Source organism: Vibrio sp. MEBiC08052 (genome assembly GCF_001506075.1).
Classification (GTDB): Bacteria; Pseudomonadota; Gammaproteobacteria; order Enterobacterales; family Vibrionaceae; genus Vibrio.
Genome location: NZ_KQ947475.1, coordinates 1440767 through 1458640, shown reverse-complemented (window position 1 = coordinate 1458640; position 17874 = coordinate 1440767). Strand labels below are relative to the sequence as shown.

Annotated in this window: 16 protein-coding genes; 12 read left to right on the top strand and 4 right to left on the bottom strand. The window is 47.5% G+C overall.

Annotated features, from left to right (window positions below; genetic code table 11):
• Both VRK_RS06430 and VRK_RS06425 read right to left on the bottom strand, forming a co-directional pair.
• Nucleotides 1-654, bottom strand: a complete 654-nt coding sequence (locus VRK_RS06430; protein WP_059120605.1) for a potassium channel family protein — start codon at nucleotides 652-654, stop codon at nucleotides 1-3.
• Nucleotides 655-758: 104 nt separating this feature from the next.
• Nucleotides 759-1817, bottom strand: coding sequence for an FAD:protein FMN transferase (locus VRK_RS06425; protein WP_059122684.1), 1059 nt, complete (start codon nucleotides 1815-1817; stop codon nucleotides 759-761).
• Nucleotides 1818-2133: 316 nt separating this feature from the next.
• On the opposite strand from VRK_RS06425, the gene VRK_RS06420 reads away from it, so the two are divergent.
• Together VRK_RS06420 and VRK_RS06415 are read left to right on the top strand one after the other, a co-directional pair.
• On the top strand, nucleotides 2134-3873 hold the full coding sequence (locus VRK_RS06420; RefSeq protein WP_059122683.1) for an ABC transporter ATP-binding protein: 1740 nt from the start codon (nucleotides 2134-2136) through the stop codon (nucleotides 3871-3873).
• The gene (locus tag VRK_RS06415; RefSeq protein WP_059120604.1) at nucleotides 3870-5654 is read left to right on the top strand and encodes an ABC transporter ATP-binding protein; all 1785 of its coding nucleotides are present in this window, start codon (nucleotides 3870-3872) and stop codon (nucleotides 5652-5654) included. The genes VRK_RS06420 and VRK_RS06415 overlap by 4 nt, the downstream gene beginning before the upstream one ends.
• 81 nt (nucleotides 5655-5735) lie before the next feature.
• On the opposite strand, the gene VRK_RS06410 is transcribed toward VRK_RS06415, so the two are convergent.
• Nucleotides 5736-6272: a NifB/NifX family molybdenum-iron cluster-binding protein gene (locus VRK_RS06410; protein ID WP_059120603.1), complete on the bottom strand. Its 537-nt coding sequence runs from the start codon at nucleotides 6270-6272 to the stop codon at nucleotides 5736-5738.
• A gap of 362 nt (nucleotides 6273-6634) precedes the next feature.
• Nucleotides 6635-6910 (bottom strand): DUF134 domain-containing protein, encoded by a 276-nt coding sequence (locus VRK_RS06405; protein WP_059120602.1) that lies wholly within the window; start codon nucleotides 6908-6910, stop codon nucleotides 6635-6637.
• A gap of 462 nt (nucleotides 6911-7372) precedes the next feature.
• Here VRK_RS06405 and VRK_RS06400 point away from each other — a divergent pair, with 462 nt between their 5' ends.
• The 10 genes from VRK_RS06400 (at nucleotide 7373) to VRK_RS06355 (ending at nucleotide 17761) form a co-directional block, all read left to right on the top strand.
• Nucleotides 7373-8413, top strand: a complete 1041-nt coding sequence (locus tag VRK_RS06400; RefSeq protein ID WP_059120601.1) for a glycosyltransferase family 9 protein — start codon at nucleotides 7373-7375, stop codon at nucleotides 8411-8413.
• Between the two features lie 408 nt (nucleotides 8414-8821).
• A complete protein-coding gene (locus VRK_RS06395; protein ID WP_059120600.1) occupies nucleotides 8822-10249 on the top strand; it encodes a S41 family peptidase in 1428 nt (475 codons plus the stop codon).
• Between the two features lie 198 nt (nucleotides 10250-10447).
• Nucleotides 10448-11401 carry a M23 family metallopeptidase gene (locus VRK_RS06390; RefSeq protein WP_059120599.1) on the top strand — a complete coding sequence of 318 codons (954 nt, stop codon included), beginning with the start codon at nucleotides 10448-10450 and terminating at the stop codon, nucleotides 11399-11401.
• A gap of 8 nt (nucleotides 11402-11409) precedes the next feature.
• Nucleotides 11410-11760 carry a bactofilin family protein gene (locus VRK_RS06385; RefSeq protein ID WP_059120598.1) on the top strand — a complete coding sequence of 117 codons (351 nt, stop codon included), beginning with the start codon at nucleotides 11410-11412 and terminating at the stop codon, nucleotides 11758-11760.
• Between the two features lie 379 nt (nucleotides 11761-12139).
• Complete coding sequence (locus tag VRK_RS06380) at nucleotides 12140-13168, top strand: substrate-binding domain-containing protein (protein ID WP_231735747.1); 1029 nt, start codon at nucleotides 12140-12142, stop codon at nucleotides 13166-13168.
• 5 nt (nucleotides 13169-13173) lie between these two features.
• Entirely contained in the window at nucleotides 13174-14178 is a 1005-nt protein-coding gene (locus VRK_RS06375; protein WP_059120596.1) for an ABC transporter substrate-binding protein, read from the top strand.
• A 40-nt stretch (nucleotides 14179-14218) separates the two neighbouring features.
• Nucleotides 14219-15031 carry an ABC transporter permease gene (locus tag VRK_RS06370; protein WP_059122682.1) on the top strand — a complete coding sequence of 271 codons (813 nt, stop codon included), beginning with the start codon at nucleotides 14219-14221 and terminating at the stop codon, nucleotides 15029-15031.
• 3 nt (nucleotides 15032-15034) lie between these two features.
• A complete protein-coding gene (locus VRK_RS06365; RefSeq protein WP_059120595.1) occupies nucleotides 15035-15820 on the top strand; it encodes an ABC transporter permease in 786 nt (261 codons plus the stop codon).
• Nucleotides 15821-15848: 28 nt separating this feature from the next.
• Complete coding sequence (locus VRK_RS06360) at nucleotides 15849-16952, top strand: ABC transporter ATP-binding protein (RefSeq protein WP_059120594.1); 1104 nt, start codon at nucleotides 15849-15851, stop codon at nucleotides 16950-16952.
• On the top strand, nucleotides 16946-17761 hold the full coding sequence (locus VRK_RS06355) for a phosphodiesterase (protein WP_059120593.1): 816 nt from the start codon (nucleotides 16946-16948) through the stop codon (nucleotides 17759-17761). Before VRK_RS06360 ends, VRK_RS06355 begins: the two co-directional genes overlap by 7 nt.
• Nucleotides 17762-17874 lie beyond the last annotated feature (113 nt).

The window sequence follows — 17874 nt, the reverse complement described above, 5'->3', positions numbered from 1 at the left end:
TCACACCAACCTTGGCGCAATCTGTTCTAACGCTTCTCTCGTTCCGCACAGCAAAAATGTATCGTTTTCCTGTAAGAGGAAATCTTGAGGCAGTCGGGTAAACGTCTCCCGGCCGCGTTTCACCAGAATCGCATCCACATCGCCTTGAGTTTTATCCAGCAAGGCCGAGAGCGGCTGATGATGGAGCCCCGACTTCACCTCAATATCCACCACATATAACCCATGCCCGATCGACAGATAATTATTCACCATCGGATAATTCAGGGCTTGTGCAATGCGCACGCCCATCTCTTCTTCCGGGTGAATAATTCGGGCAACGCCAAGTTTTGACACAATGGTATGATGGGCTTTAGAGCTGGCTTTCACCCAGATCTCTTTTACACCAAGATTCTTTAACGCCAGAATACAGAGCAAACTCGACTCCAGATCTTCACCAATCGCAACGAGCACGGCATTACTCGCTGCCAGCTCCAGTTCTCTGAGTGCGTGTTCATCCGTCACATCACAAATGATAGATTGTGTCAGTTCTTCGACATACAACTCAGCGATTTTCGGATTTCGATCCACACCGGTCACCGTATGTCCGAGATGAATCAACTCCAGACTTGCTGCAACGCCAAACCGCCCTAAACCAATCACTGTAAAATGTGCCATACTTTTCACCTCTTCCTCAGGTTACCCTGTATTTGCCGTTACTAACCCGATTATTAACCGCAATTTCTAAAACCGATGATTCCTTGCGAAAATCACTCTCAGGATTATTCCTGATGGAACAGAACCCGTGTTGAGTGTTCCAGGGCCGGACTCTGCTGATCAATAAATTTCCCTTGTGCTGCACGGATAAAGAACACCTCTAGGTTCTCCTGTTGGGCGACCTGATAACCGGCTTGCGGGCCAAGGCATAACATTGCAGTTGCCCATGCGTCACTTTCTGCGGGAATCTGGCCGAATACTGAAGCAGACACCAAATCGTGCGTCACAGAGGCACCGGTTCGCGGATCAAGAATGTGAGAATATGATTGACCATTAGCATCAAAAGAGCGGCGATAAGTCCCTGATGTATCCAAGGTCACACCTTGTTCGTCCTGAATCGTCACAATCTTATAGGGCTGAATATCATCATCTTTATGAATTGGGCGCTCAATGGCAATCCGCCATTTCGAGCCATCCGGTTTGTGGCCTTTGATTTTCATGTCCCCGCCAAACTCAACCAGATAATTGACAATCCCGTGAGATTCCAAAATCGCACTGAGCTTGCCAATCGTATAGCCTTCGCCCATCGAAGAAAAATCGAGCTGTACCTGCGGCAAAGTTTTACGAATGCGTTTACCCTGCTCATCTACCTCAATTTTGTCCAGCCCCAGCTCAGCTTTTACAGCAGCAATTTGCTGACTATCCGGAACTTTGAAATCACTTTTTCGAAATCCCCACAGATTAAACAATGGCCCAACCGTCGGGTCATAACATCCTTGGGTTTTCTGATTCACCCGGCGTGCAATCTTCAAGAGTTCGATGAAATCATCGGAGGCTGGTTGCCATTCGGTCGAGTGACTCTGGTTAAACTTTGAAATGTAAGAATCATCACGATAAGTCGATAACTCTTTATCAATTTGTGCCAGACGCTGATCAAACAGCGGACGAATTTTATCGGCCGAAATGCCCGATTCAGACCACCAACTGATATGATAGGTTGTTCCCTGAGCATAACCTTCCAACTTTTTTAACTCCGGCGTCCGGCTACAGGCCGTAACCCCAACAAGGAACAACAGCGCAATCACGCAACGAAAACGGTTCAACAACATTCTTTGGGTAAACATAAAGCAACCTGATTGATAAAAAAATTGGCCAAAGTTTAACGGCAGGCAGAAAAGATTACTATACCCAAAGTATTGAGGATACGCCCCAAAAACATTGACTTCACAGCGAAAACTCACACCGGGCTCCGCTATTTTTGGCCATGTAACCATCGTCATCGGATAAACAATACCGTGCCAAGTGGAGGCAAGTTCAGGACACCTGACTAGACAAGGTGACTTGGTTTACGTAAGAATGTTCCCGACCAAAATACAACATACTCAATATGAGCTGCCTAGAGAAGATGAAGGCTCACACGCTTATCCGGATAAAAATCACATGCAATTATTTCAACACCTGGGATGGTTCTTTCGCCGCTATTGGTTTACTTACACATTAGCGTTACTCATGCTCTTCATCGTCGCACTGATTAATATAGCCATTCCATGGTTTATCGGTCAAACCATTGACCATCTGCTTGCCACCCGGACCATGGCACAAGCAAAGTACGACCTACTCGGCTTATTGCTCGCCAGTATTATTGTCTACCTTCTCCGTTATGGCTGGCGACGGATGTTATTCGGCACGTCCTATAAGCTGGGCAATCTCTTACGTCAGCAATTTTATCAGCGTCTGACCCGGCAAGGACAGGCATTCTATAATCACCACTCAACCGGTGATCTGATGGCTCGCGCGACCAATGATATTGACGCGGTTGAAATCGCTGCGGGTGAAGGGATTTTATCCGGCTTCGATGGGTTGCTGACCTTTATTCTGGTCCTCGTGATGATGTTTATTTTTATTGACTGGCAACTCGCAGCTTTAGCGATCCTCCCCTTTCCATTGATGGGGATCGGATTTTACCGTCTGTCCAGCCAGATTCATCACCAATTCAAAACCACACTTGATCGTTTTTCCTCGTTGAATGAGCAGACACAACAGGCCATGACGGGCATTCGCATGATTAAATCGATGGGCAGAGAGTCTATCGAAGCCAAACAATTTGACCAGATTGCCGAACAAGCCGCCAGCAGCACCTATAAAGTGCAGCGTTCAGAAGCCTTGTTTGATCCCATCATTCAGTTGAGTCTCGGTGCCGCGTTACTCATTGTCTTACTTGCCGGAGGCTGGCAAATTCACGAAGGCCGATTAACCGTCGGACAATTAACCAGCTTTACCCTGTACTTATCGGAGTTGATCTGGCCGATGTATGCCTTTGGCTGGTTAATGAATATTTTGCAACGCGGCAATGCAGCCATCGAACGTCTTGATGAATTACTCGATTTACCCGATACCATTGAAGACCATGGTCAGTTCGCCCCCAAAGGTTATCGTGTGACCGTCAGTCATCTCACCTTTCATTATCCGGAGACCGCTCAGTCCAGCCTGAAAAATATTTCGTTCCGTTTGAAAGAAAACCGCGTATTCGGCATTGTCGGTGCAACCGGTGCGGGAAAATCAACCCTGCTCCAGCTTTTGATGCGCTACTGGGAATCCGGTGAAGGAGAAATACAAATCGGCGGAACCCCGCTCCGCCAGATTCCGCTGTCTCAACTCCGTGCGCTTTACGCTTATGTCCCTCAGGATGCGTTTCTGTTCAGTGCCACGATAATGGAGAATATTCGCATGGGACGCCCCGGAGCCACCGATGGAGAAGTTTATCAAGCCGCCAAATTAGCTGCGATTGACGATGACATCCGCCAGTTCCCCGACAGCTATCAGACCACTGTCGGAGAGCGGGGCGTAACATTATCCGGAGGACAGCGACAACGTATTTCTATTGCTCGGGCACTGATCAGCGATGCCCCGATCCTCATTCTCGATGATGCGCTCTCGGCCGTTGATATCCGGACGGAAAAGATCATCATTCAACATCTACGGCAACGCAAAGCTCAGACACTCATCATTGTCAGTCACCGATTATCAGCCGTTGAACACGCAGATGAAATTATTGTTATGGCGCATGGTGAAGTGATTGAAAGAGGAAAACATCAACAATTAATCACGGGTGATGGCTGGTATTCGCGGATGGCGGCATATCAACAGATGGAACAGGCGATGGAGAGTGTATCCTCATGAATACAAGAAATACTAAGCAGGATACTAAACACGCCGGATCGCTACGCTTATTGATGAGTTATGTTTTCGCCGACAAAGCGTTATTGGTGAAAACCTTGGTTCTGGTGGTGATTGCGACGGGATTCGAGGTACTGGGTCCACTCTTGAGCAAAGTATTTATCGATGACTTTATTGTGCCGGATCATTATCCGTTCTGGCCGATTGCCGGCATTATCAGTCTGTTTATTCTGTCAACGATCATCGGAACCTACCTCAAATACCGACAAACACTACGTTTTTTGGATATGGCTTTGTATGCGGTGCTTGATATTCGCAAACGGGTGTTTAAGCACGTTCTGTCTTTACCGATGTCGTATTTCGATTATGCCCGTACCGGGCAACTGGTCAGCCGGATTACCAATGATACCGAGTCAATTAAAGATATTTACGTGCAGTTTTTATCCAATGTGCTGACCAATATCATTCTGCTGATTGGCATTCTGATTGCGATGGCGATTTTGGATATGCAACTGATGCTGGTCGCCCTGTTACTGCTTCCGACAGTCATCGGGTTAATTTATTTGTATCAACGCTTTAGTGTCAAAAACGTCACCGACAGCCGTCGTTTGCGGTCAGACATTAACGCCACGATGAACGAATCCATCAGTGGTATGACTGTGATTCAGGCGACCAACCAACAGCAGGCAAAACTGTCTCAGTTTGATCAGATTAATGCCCATTACTACGATACCCGACTGAAAACCGTGACGATTTCATCCTTATTGCTTCGTCCGGCAATTAATTTATTCAGTATTATTGTGCTCGGGTGTGTGGTGTGGTTTTTTGGTCTGCAAGTGGTACAAGGGGTTGCTGAAATCGGGGTGTTATACGCTTACCTTAACTATCTGGGTCGGTTCTCAGAGCCGTTAATTGAAATTACCCAACGTTTCGGTTTGTATCAGCAAGCCATTGTTGCCGGTAACCGTGTCTATGAACTGCTTCAGGAATCTTCGGCTAAACCCGAACAAGGCACCTGTACCCGGATTGAGGCCGGGAGACTGACGATCAAAGACCTGAGTTTTGCGTACCAGAACAATCATCCGGTTTTGCAGGATATCAATGTCGAGATCAATGCCGGACAATTCTTTGCCATCGTCGGACACACCGGTAGTGGTAAGAGTACCTTAATGAGTTTGTTACTCAATTTTTACCAGCCTCAGTCAGGCACGATCTGTATTGATGGGCATCCCCTTGATGACTTTAGTCATGACGCCTTACGCCAAGGTGTCAGTTTTATTCCGCAGGATCCGTTTATTCTCGCCACAACCATATTTGATAATATCGATATGGGGCGGAATTTAAGCGAGACAGCGGTACACCTTGCTGCACGTCAGGCACATTTGCATGATGTGATTATGGCTATGAATGATGGTTATCAGACCCAGCTCGGTGAAGGGGGATTTCGGCTCTCGACCGGGCAACGTCAACAGCTGATTATCGCCCGTGCCTTGGCGGGCTCGCCCAAAGTGCTGTTACTTGATGAAGCCACGGCGAATGTCGATAGTGAAACCGAACAGGTTGTTCAGCGAGCTCTGAACGATCTGCAAGGTCAGGTCACGCTGATTGTGGTTGCTCATCGCCTGTCCACCATTCGCCATGCCGATCAGATTCTGGTATTGGATCACGGCCATTTGATCGAACAAGGCGACCATCACCAGCTCATGGCCATACCACAAGGCCGGTATCGTGCTATGTATCAATTACAGCAGCAGGAAAAACGAGTCGCTCAGGCTGCCCAGTGACAGCGTCACTTCAATCAATTCATCTCAGCCCTGAACGAGAGCAACCGCTCTCGTTCGCTGACCAATTAATGAAGACTGTATTCAGTGGCGACAGCAACGTCCTTTTCCATGTCGATGCTGATGTTCATCATTTTTATTAGCCTTATCTCCCTCTTGAACGCCTGCTTCACAGCAACGATGTCCCTGACAGCGCTCATGCGCATGGTCTCCCTCTCTATGCTGATGCTCGCAACAACCACCCTGTTGTTGCTTATGTTGCTTAGCTTGATAATTCACGGATAAACGCCCCTGCGCTGCATCGGTCAGCGGCAGCCATTCATCCTCGGTCTGAATGATCTGCTGAAGATTCTGACGACTGGTTTGTGCTTGAAACACAGCAAACTGATTGTCGAGTAACCGACTCAGCATTCGCTGACCAATATGACGGACAATCACTCGCTCTACCTGCTCACTCCGGAGTAATGCAAGTAATGCCGACTTCCCCGCACAACCGGCAGTCTGTGCAGGATTTTGTTGATGTCCGACAACCTCACCGGACTCATCCATAAAAATAAAATGGTCAGCCTTGGTAAAATGGTTGGCAATACGCTCTTCTTTCATCGGGATAGCAATAATCATCAGAAATAACTCCTGTACTGAATGTTGATCAAACCCAACCGACAAAATGGGTTTAGTCAAAATAAATCATGAACGAAATAGATAGTGGTTTGATGCTCATCGACCCTGCTCCGTCACCGGCAGCATGAAGATTTCGCACCCCAAATAATTAGCATATGCTATTTATAGCTCTATTTTTTGGCATATGCAAATTATAAAAGCACAAGATGCATACTAAAGCGATTGTTCAACAGTAGACTCGAAGCGGTGTATCACGCGCCAAAGTGACAAGGGCACACAACAAACAACCCGACATACTGCCAAGGCGCATGTCGGGTTGTTTATCATCAAAGCAGATCGTCAGAAAAAGGAGAAGAGAATCATTAATGGCACATCATCAAGGCTTTACCATTGACTAAACAGTCCGCGACTTTGAAACGAGCAGCCTTGACCAAATTGGCCAGCGTTTGTCGGGAGACCCCCATTTCAACAGCCGCATCCTGCTGATGCATTCCCTGTAAATCAACCAGACGTAACGCTTCAAATTCATCCGCCGCCAAATCAAGATGCTCAAGCTGACTCATCGGAATACCGTTCGGTTTGAAACAACTATCCGCAGGTTTACCACAAATCACACGAGGAATTTTATTCCGCCCCATCAATTACTCCTCTCAAGGTATGTATCAACAAATCATCAGTCATCTTAATCGAACAACGTAAAAGTCGAAAGAATTCGTCTCTCAGCAATCCACTCGGTATACCATCCGTTGATACGCTAGATTTTCCCCAAAATACCCGAACAGCCAATGAGTGGCTTACGAGACATCATGCCTTCAGGTTCAACACCGTGTCGCCGAGCAAATCCGGCATCAGAGAATCTTCATAAGGATCAAAGCATTTGTCCTAAGATTGACATACAAATAGCTTCACTATCAACAGACCATTCTGATATGATCAACTGATATTTTTGTATGTGCTTCGAATAAAAATACATCGATATAGATATGAAAAATGTAAGTTTGCTTCATCAATATATATTTATATGTTGCGCATTTAAATAATAATGATATAGAACAAATTTGAAGCATACATGATTTAAACTGTTTTAATGGTGAGATTTAATGAGTAAAGGCTTAATATCAAAATTCCAGTTATTCCGGGATGACTTTAGATTCTGGCTGGGAAAAATACTTTTCGATATTCGTAAAGAAGATTTTAACTGCAATGATATAAAAGTTTTCTTATTCATCCGCAATGACTCCAAATATGGGGACTCAGTCATATCATCATTTGCAATGAAAGCGATTAAGGAAAATATACCGAATTCCGTGATCAAAGTCATCTCCTCGAATAATACCTATGATTTTTATCAAAAAATGCCATTTGTCGATACAGTCTATCCATTAAGCAAACGACCTTCGTATACCGAGATCATGAGATTAGCCAAAGGCTTAGGTAAAGTTGACATTGCGATCAATGCCCAAGACATCGTCAAAATGAAAGATCTCTTTCTCCTGAGAATGATATCGGCTGAATCAAATGCGGGCATATTACCTGATGTGAAAATGTACAACCTTCGCCTCAAAAATGATGGCCACTATGTTGAACGATTCAACAGCCTATTATCATCATTTAATATCACAGAATATGATGAATCTTATATTATTCCATTGTCATCTCGTTGCCGAGAGAGAATGGAACTTCAATTTAAAGACAGAAAAGTTGTATTTTTTAACCCATTTGGTAGTAATAAATCAAAAAGCATGAATGAAGAAACCATTTGTAGAGTTATTCCAATTCTCGCTCGCAATGGATTTTCTGTATTTTTATCCTCATCTCCAAGTACATCTGATTTAGTCAGCCACATCTGTCAGAAATTTAATGACAACGTTTTTTGTGATGAACAATGTTCCTCTATTGACGATGTGGCGACCCATATTGATATGAGTGAGATCGTGGTGTCCGTCGATACAGCCACGGTACATATTGCAACCGGGTTAAAGAAAAAAACACTCGCGATATATCATCCCGACATGACGTCTTACACCAGATGGCACCCCAATAGTCCTCAATCCTGTACCTTCTTTTCAAAAGAATTAAATAATGTAAACGCTTTTGATGATCAAGACTTACAAGATGCCTGGTCTACGGTAATCGGCTGAATTCATATTTGTTTCAAGCAAGCAGTCCTCGGAATTCGCCCGTTTTATTTGCAGCTCAGCCCTATTTCCCGGTTCAGCCATAATAATGGTTCCGTCAGTGACTGCATGTTGATAATCTCACGTTCAATTCGCTGCAAGGCATTGTTAGCAGCGCTGGCCAGTTTACCTAAATATCAAGTTACCCAAATATCAAGCACGACAAACACCATCGCGGTCATTGAATAATTCAATCAATCTCATACCAGTCATTTCCAACTCAAAGTACACCGACTGAAATATATCAAATTGTGTCTGATTGTCCCTTATATCATTGATTCACATTTTCGGGTTGAAGGTTGGTTTAACGTACTCAGGCGCTTTTATACCAACCTTTCATATCGAATATTTACTATAAAACAGGACTCAATAATGATTTCGGCTTCATGGATAAAATATACTTACCGGTTTATTTGCATTGCTCCCATCACCTTAGCTGCTGCCTGTCAGGCTTCAGTGGATTTTGATGGGCTGTGGAAACATAAGGGATACGGTGACATTTATCAGTTGAATGATACAGAAAGTAAAATATATCAATTCAACAGCGAAGGGTGTGTGCTGGCAGAAACCATGACCAAAACCGATATGCAAACAACCTACTTTCCCAACGCGACGTTATCTCATGACGGTATGACGCTGACATCCCACCAGATTGCCCGCCCTTTTGCACAGCAATTTGAACGCCTGTCCGCCTTACCAACACAGTGTCAGCCGGGGCAACGACTCAATGCAAATGCATCCCCTGTTGAGATTTATCATTTCTTCTGGACGACCATCCATGATTATTATGCATTCTTTCAGGAACGCGGCATCGACTGGGCGCAGGTCTATCAACAAGTGGCCCCGGATTTGAGCGATGACATGAGCGAAAGTGAACTACTCAATGCCATCACAGCATCACTCAGCGGTTTTTCCGATGATCATGTCGTCCTGACTTACGGCGACAATGAATATGCACCTGCCCCACCCAAAGGTGTCTTACGGGTACTGGAACAGGGCTTTCTCAATCAAAGCGAAATCAGTGATTTTGACACCTACGTCGCCGACCGCCTGGCACAAATTTCCCTGACACAGCAGCAGATGATGGATACTGGTAGTGTCCGCATCATCAACGGCAGCTCAGCCGATACATTATATGGCGCGGAACGTGTTGTCTGGGGAACGTTCAATCAGGGAAAAATTGGTTATCTTCGTCCCAATATGATGCTGCTGGACACGGGTGAAAATCCGGATGACCCTGATCAATGGGTCAGTAATATGGCACAAGTCATCGATCAAGCCATGCAGGATATGCGCAATACAGAGACCATGATCATTGATATGCGGTTCAATGGCGGAGGTGCCGATGGCGTGTCACTGGCTCTTGCCAGCCGTTTTAATCCGGTGACTCAGCGCGTTATTGGTAAATTTACCCGAACTATTGCCGGTGACGGCGAAACTCACTGGCTCGACTTGCCAACCCCAAGCAATACGCCCGCTTATACGCGTCCCGTCACGATTCTGGTCAGCGGTACAACCGTCAGTGCCGGAGAAGTCTTCCTCATGATGATGAAAGCGCTGCCACAAGTTACATTTATGGGTGAAACCAGTAGCGGCGCGTTATCGGATGCTTTGGTGAAAACCCTGCCCAATGGCTGGCAAATCAGTTTATCTAATGAAGTTTATATCGATACGCAGTATCAATCCTACGAAAGCATCGGTATACAGCCGAATATCCCCACCACAGCCCTGACACTGGACGATCTCAACCACCATCAGGATAGTGCACTGACTCAGGCAATTCGTCAGTTATCACGCTGAAAATTTTTGGCAACGCCAAACGATTATTTTTAAATCGACCAGCACCGACAGGCCATATACCTGTCGGTGCTTCTGCATATGGTTTCGGCTAAATACGTACAATATTGCAGTTTTCCACTCAAGATCACTGATGAAAATTCAATCGTTGACAGAAAACTGATAGAATCCTGACATTGTATTTACCAATGCTGATGATGTATGAAAGAAAACCTCGTTATATCAGTATCTTCTATCAACGGCACTCGTCACTTCCATGTCGGCCGTTGGTACCAGAAATGTATCAAGAGTGCTGGTTATATCCTGATGGCAGCCGTTGTGAGTACTGCCGGTATCATCTATTACCTGATGAACGAAGTGGATTTTGCCAAATCAAAGCAACGAGAACTGGAAAATCAGTCGATGTCTCTTTCTGAAGATGTCGCATCACTCAAAAAACTCAAGGTCGGCTTACAAAGTGAGCTGCTTGATCGGGAAGAAAAAATGCAGACGGTCTCAGATCGCCTGAGTGATCTGGAAAAAGTGCTCGGTGTGGATGACTCGGACGATGCGACGCTTGAATCCCGGCTGGATACCGCAGCAATCACCTCTTCTGTTCGTCTGGTCTTGCTGAATCAAATCCCGAATGGCTCCCCGGTCGAAAAATCCAGAATGTCTTCCGATTATGGCCGCCGCATAAATCCGGTAACCGGAAAAAGTGAATTCCACCGCGGTCAGGATTTCTCAGCGCCAAAAGACACGGCGATTTATGCGCCGGCCGATGGTGTAGTCGAAGTCGTGCGTCCCAGTCTGGTCAAAGGCTCCGGGAATTACCTAAGATTGAGACATTCATTCGGCTTTTCCAGTTCTTATTCTCATATGAATAAATTTGCTGTCAAAATGGGTGAATTCGTCAATAAGGGCGATATCATCGGTTACGTCGGAAATTCGGGACTGAGTACCGGGCCACACCTACATTATGAAATTCGCTTTGTTGGCCGCTCGTTAGATCCCAAACCCTTTGTGAACTGGGGAATTAATAATTTTGATACGATATTTACAAAAGTAGGAGGAGTAAGATGGGAATCTTTGATAAACAACGTCGAGCAAAGAGTCAGTGCTCAGTTACAACTCTCATCGCTGAAGGCTGCGCCATTAATGGCCAGTTCAGAGTAGAAAGCAATATGCAAGTTGATGGTAAGATTGAAGGCCAGATCCACACGGATAAGACACTCATCATCAGTGAATCAGGCTCTGCAAGTGGTGAAATTTATGCCGAGCACATCATTATTAACGGCTGTTTCAAAGGCACCTGCTATGCCACTCGCATTGAGATCTTAAGTAAAGGTCGTGTCGATGGCACACTCTATACCGACGATATCAGCATTGAACAAGGCGGGCGCTTCAATGGCGTCACTAAACCGGCCCCGGAGCAACAAGTCGTCGATTTTCAGGGAGCCAAAACCACTGAAAGTTTAACCGCACCGTCTAAAGCGCCACAAACTAAAAAAACACAACAAGGATCATCATCCTAATCGAGTATCATCTTTGTTTTAGGTGATCATTACTTCAGGTGATCATTGTATGTACGACACAACATCGATCTGACAGTATCGGCTGATGCAGGTTCTGTCAGGTTGAAAGCCCTTGTAACCATGCCATATCCTGCCCAGACGAACCTTCTCCCCCTACAATTAGTGATTTAAATCACAATTATTAATAACATTTATCTCAACAATGATTTTCTGTATCTGCTATAAATTGTGAATGAAACGAGAATGTTTCATGCGCCATCTTTAGAGAAAATGCAGCGAAAATATAAAAACACTCCGCCAAAATGATGCCTTCTGTGGTTTTTCTGTCATAAATACGTCACCTGTGATTCCTAACCTTGCTGCTGTACTCGGGAGGGAAATGATGAATATTAAAGATATTGCAGCACTGGCCAATGTATCGCCGGCAACCATATCGCGTTACTTCAATGGCACCGGACTTATCTGTCATCAGACCCGTGAGCGAATTGGTAAAATCGTGCACTTAACCGGCTACCACCCGAAACAGAAATCGACCCGTGTGGCACTCAACCACAACCCGACGATTGGGGTTTTGATCCCCAGCTTACTCAATCCGGTCTTTGCGGAGATCGTCGCCGGCATTCAAGAAAGAGCGCGCCACTTTGGTTACTCGACCATTATTATCGATACCGAATATCAGCAAGCGCGGGAACAGCAAGCCGTGGTCGATTTCATCCGTCAGCGGGTCAGTGGCGTGATTCTGACCGTCGCCAGTATGCAAAACAATCAAGCCTTGTCGCTGTTGAAAGAGTTTAACTTTCCGCTAAGTTTGGTGCACAACCAGTTCACCGCCGATGATGCCACGGTTTACGTTAATAACTTTCAGGCTGGCTGGGATGTCGCCGATCACTTACTCAAGCTCGGCCATCGGGAACTCGGCATGGTCGCGGGCCAGTTCAACCGTTCTGACCGGGCCCAACTCCGTTACGAAGGTTTCAAAGCCCGCATTGCTGAGGATCAGCAGGCTCGATTACTCACATTACTGGAAGTCGATCCGATGGCGAACGCCCCGTTCACCGATCTTAAGCAGTCATTCTCACATCAGGCTCCGAGTGCTTGGTTTTGCAGTAATGATCTCATCGCACTGAAACTGATCCGCCATCTGCGTCACGCAGGCATACGCGTCCCGGAACAGACCTCCGTGGTGGGATTTGACGGGATGTCACTCGGACAAATTACCTACCCCGCTTTAGCAACGGTGAAGGTTCCCCACTTACAGATGGGCCACCTCGCCGTGGATTTACTTTTAAACTCGAAACACCACACCGTTTTACCACGCCAGCGAGAACTACCCTATGAGCTCAGTCTTACAGGGACAGTTGCTCCGGTTCATAAACCTCACTTGAATCAAATTCAATCAATAGGATGATTGTTATGAAATTAAAACATATTGCCACCTTAGCGCTGATGGCAACCGGCTTGGTTACCGGCACAGCGCAGGCAGCCGATGCCATTTGTTATAACTGCCCCCCTGAATGGGCTAACTGGGGCGGTCAGTTAAAACAGATTAAAGATAAATTGGGCATCAATATTCCCATCGACAACAAAAACTCGGGGCAATCCCTGTCTCAGTTAGTGGCAGAAAAAGATAACCCGGTCGCTGATGTCGTTTACTACGGGGTTTCGTTTGGCATTATCGCGGCACAAAAAGGGGTGGTTGAACCTTATAAACCACACAATTGGAATAAAATTCCGGCGGGTCTGAAAGATCCACAAGGCAACTGGTTTGCGATTCATTCCGGCACACTGGGCTTTTTCGTCAACAAAGCTGCCCTTGATGGCGCGCCGGTCCCACAATCCTGGCAAGATCTGCTCAAACCGGAATACCGTGGCATGGTCGGTTACTTAGACCCAACCAGTGCATTTGTCGGTTATGCCAGTGCCGTGGCGGTCAATCAGGCGATGGGTGGCACAATGGATGATTTCACCCCGGCGATTCACTATTTTCAGGCACTGCGTAAAAACCATCCGATTGTGCCGAAGCAAACCTCTTATGCCCGCGTGATTTCAGGCGAGATCCCCATTCTGCTCGACTACGACTTTAACGCCTATCGAGCCAAATATAACGATAAAGCCCCGGTTGAGTTCGTGATTCCGAAAGAAGGTACCATTGTGGTTCCTTACGTGATGAGCAAAGTGAAAAACTCACCCCATCCTGAAAATGGCCGCAAAGTACTCGACTTCGTCCTCTCTGATGCCGGTCAGCGGTTGTGGGCCGATGCCTATCTGCGCCCGATCATCCCTTCGGCGATGAGCGCTAAAACTCGCGCGAAGTTCCTGCCGGATACCGACTATCAACGGGCACAAGCAGTCGATTTTGCCAAGATGTCACAGGCACAAAACGCTTTCGCACAGCGTTATCTGAATGAAGTTCAATAATCACAGGCTGGGTGGTGGTAACGCCACCCTTCATTTTATGATGAAACACGATTTTTCACGGCTGATGTTGCTGCTCCCGGCATTGATGATCAGCCTGACCTTTTTCCTTCTGCCCGTCGGCAAACTGATCTGGCTATCGCTCGCCGATAGCACCGGCCAACCTTACTGGTCCATCTTTACCCAACCGACGTACTACCGCAGCCTGCTGTCAACCGTGGTGCTGTCGGGTCTCGTGACCTTGGTCAGTCTGGTGATTGCCACCATTTCCGGGCTGTTTCTCACCCGTTATCAGTTCCGGGGGAAATCGCTCCTGATTGCGATGCTGAGTTTCCCGCTGGCATTTCCGGGGGTGGTGATTGGTTTCTTCGTCATCATGCTGGCCGGTCGCCAAGGTATGGTCGCTCAGGCGAGTCTCGCGCTGGTTGGTGAGCGTTGGGTGTTTGCTTATACCATGGCCGGGCTGTTTCTCGGTTACCTCTATTTCTCGATTCCGCGTGTGGTGCTGACCGTGATGGGAGCCGCCGAAAAACTCGATCACAACTTAGTCGAAGCCGGGCGATCACTGGGGGCCAGCCGCTGGCAGATCCTGCGGGACATCACCCTGCCGGCGTTAACCCCCGGCCTGATTTCCTCCGGCTCGCTCTGTTTTGCCACCTCAATGGGCGCATTCGGCACCGCCTTTTCGCTGGCAACCGACATCAACGTACTGCCGATGACCATTTATACCGAGTTTACCCTGAACGCCAATTTTGCTATGGCTGCGGCATTAAGCCTGATCTTGGGTGCCGTAACTTGGCTATGCCTCGCACTGGCGCGGCTCAAAGGGGCAACATCCCTGAATATGGGAGGCTAACTCATGGAAAAGAATCGTTACTTCTACGCACAACTGGTCTTCACCCTGCTGGTGTGTGCATTTTTGATTATTCCTGTGGTGATGTCGGTCATGGCCGGTTTAACCCAGAACTATTTCGTCGGCCTGAAAAGCGGCCTCACCTTACAGTGGGTTGAACAAGTCTGGTCAATGTATGCCGATACGGTCTGGCTGACGTTACAAATTGCATTAGTCACCACCGCGATTAACGTGATGGTCGGTGTGCCTTGCGCCTACTATCTGGCGCGCTACCGCACCCGTTTTTCGCTGTGGTTTGAAGAATGCCTGACCTTACCCATTGCCATACCGGGCATGGCGATCGCACTGGGGCTGATTTCAGTCTACGGCGGCTTTCACGACTTTCGCGCCAGTTGGCTGTTCATTTTAGTCGGGCATGTCATTTTTACTTTGCCGTTTATGGTCAAGGCGGTGCTGGCGATTCTCTCCAGCATCAACTTTCGCGTGCTGGAAGAAGGCGCGGCCAGCCTCGGTGCCAGCTTCACGCAACGGTTTATGCATATCATCGTGCCCAACTGTATGACCGGCATTATCAGTGGCGTGCTGATGACGCTGACCCTCTCTGTCGGTGAGTTTAATCTGACTTGGATGCTGCATACCCCACTCACCAAAACGCTGCCGGTCGGGCTGGCCGATGCTTACGCGTCGATGCGCCTTGAAGTGAGTTCTGCCTATACCCTGATATTTTTGGGTCTGATTCTGCCGCTGCTGATTCTGGCTCAACTGTTTAACCGAAAAACTCAGCGTCGTTAACCGACAGCTGCATGAAAGTGATATTGATATGAATATAGCGAAATCCAGTGTTGCGATAACTTTGAAGCAGGTTCAGAAGACCTTTGCTGATGGCACATTGGCTCTCAAGCCTCTTGATTTACACGTCGAAGCCGGTGAAATTTTAGTGCTGCTCGGCCCCTCCGGCTGCGGAAAAACCACCACCCTGCGCCTGATTGCCGGATTAGAGTTTGCCGACCCCGGCGGCACCATTCATTTTGGCGAGCGGGATGTTACCCACCAACCCATCGAGCACCGTCAGGTCGGGATGGTGTTTCAGTCTTATGCGCTGTTTCCCAATATGAATGTCCGTGACAACATCGGCTATGGCTTGCGGGTTCGCGGTGAAAGCAAAGCGCAGCGACAGGCCAAAGTTGCGGAAATGCTGACCATGTTCGATCTCGAACCGTATGCAGAGCGTGATATCAACCAGCTCTCCGGCGGACAACGCCAGCGCGTGGCACTGGCACGGGCGATTATCACTGAGCCGGAGGTGTTATTGCTTGATGAACCCCTTTCCGCCTTAGACGCCCGTCTCAAACAGCGGCTGCGGATTGACATTCACCAGATGCTTAAACGGTTAGGTATCACGGCGATTTATGTCACCCATGATCAGGAAGAAGCGATGGTGATGGGCGATCGGATTGCCGTACTTGATCACGGTGAAATTGCTCAAATCGGCAGTGCGGAAGAGATTTACCTGACACCGAACAATCACTTTGTGGCGGACTTTATCGGTCAGATCAACTGCTTTCATGGCAAGCGTGAGGGCAATATTTTCATCCTCGGCGATGTCTCCGGCCAAGGACAGACACAACAGCTACGCTTGAGCGAATCGCACTGCGCGCAACTCGGTGAGGGGCAACCGGCCACCGCGATGGTACGCCCGGAGGATATCCAAATTCTTGATGCAGCAACAGACAATACCCTCCTCGCTGAAGTGCAAAACAGGACCTTCTTAGGGGATCGCACCCGTGTACAGGTCAAAATTGCCAGCCTTGATGAGCTGCTGATGATCGACTGTTTTGCCCGTCGTCATTATCAGCCGCAGCAATCCGTTTACTTATCCATTGCGCCTGAGCGCTTGGTTTTTATTGGAGACCGTGAATGTTAATCGCACAGTTAACCGATTTACATATTAAGCAGTCAGGCAAACTGGCGTATAAAAAGGTCGATACGTTAGGTTGCCTGCGGCATGCGATTAATCATATCAACCGGCTCAAGCCGATGCCTGACCGGGTGATCATCACCGGTGACTTGGCAGATTTTGGTCACCCTGATGAATATCAACTGCTGGTTGCCGAGCTGCAACGCTTAAAACCGGTGGTGCGCGTAATTCCGGGTAACCATGACAACAGAACGCATTTGCGTGATGCATTGCAAGGCTGGCTCGCGTTTGACACACCGGTATTTTGTAACTTCAGTGAGCATGTCGGCGGCTATCAACTGATTGGGCTGGATAGCTCCGTACCCGGTCAGCCTTATGGCATGTTGAGTCAAACGTCACTTCGATGGCTTGATGAACAACTCTCGGCAACACAACACCATCCGGCCTTGCTATTTATGCACCACCCACCGATGACGGTCGGGTTACAGCATATGGATGTGCAAAATCTGCAAAACAGTGAGGCATTATATGAGGTGTTACAATCTCACCCGCATGTGGCCGGGATTGTTGTCGGCCATGTGCATCGCCCGATTGTAGCGACGTGGCATCGAATCCCCGTCTGGGTCGGCCCGTCTCACAGCCATGCCGTGACGCTCGATTTAGATCCCCAAGCGCCCGCTTGTTTCTCACTGGAGCCGGGAGCCATTCAGTTGTTCCGTCTCGAACCGGAGGGAATTTGCAGCCATATCAGTTATATCGATGCGGTTGAGGGGCCTTATCCGTTTTTCGATGAGAATCATTGTTTGATAGATTAGTTGGTTTTTTGGGGGGTGTTTTTTGGGTATGGAGGTTTGGTGCGCAATGATTTTCTTCGATTTCATTAGCATCCTCGAAAGCGCCCCAGTTCCTTTTGATAGATGTCAATGTA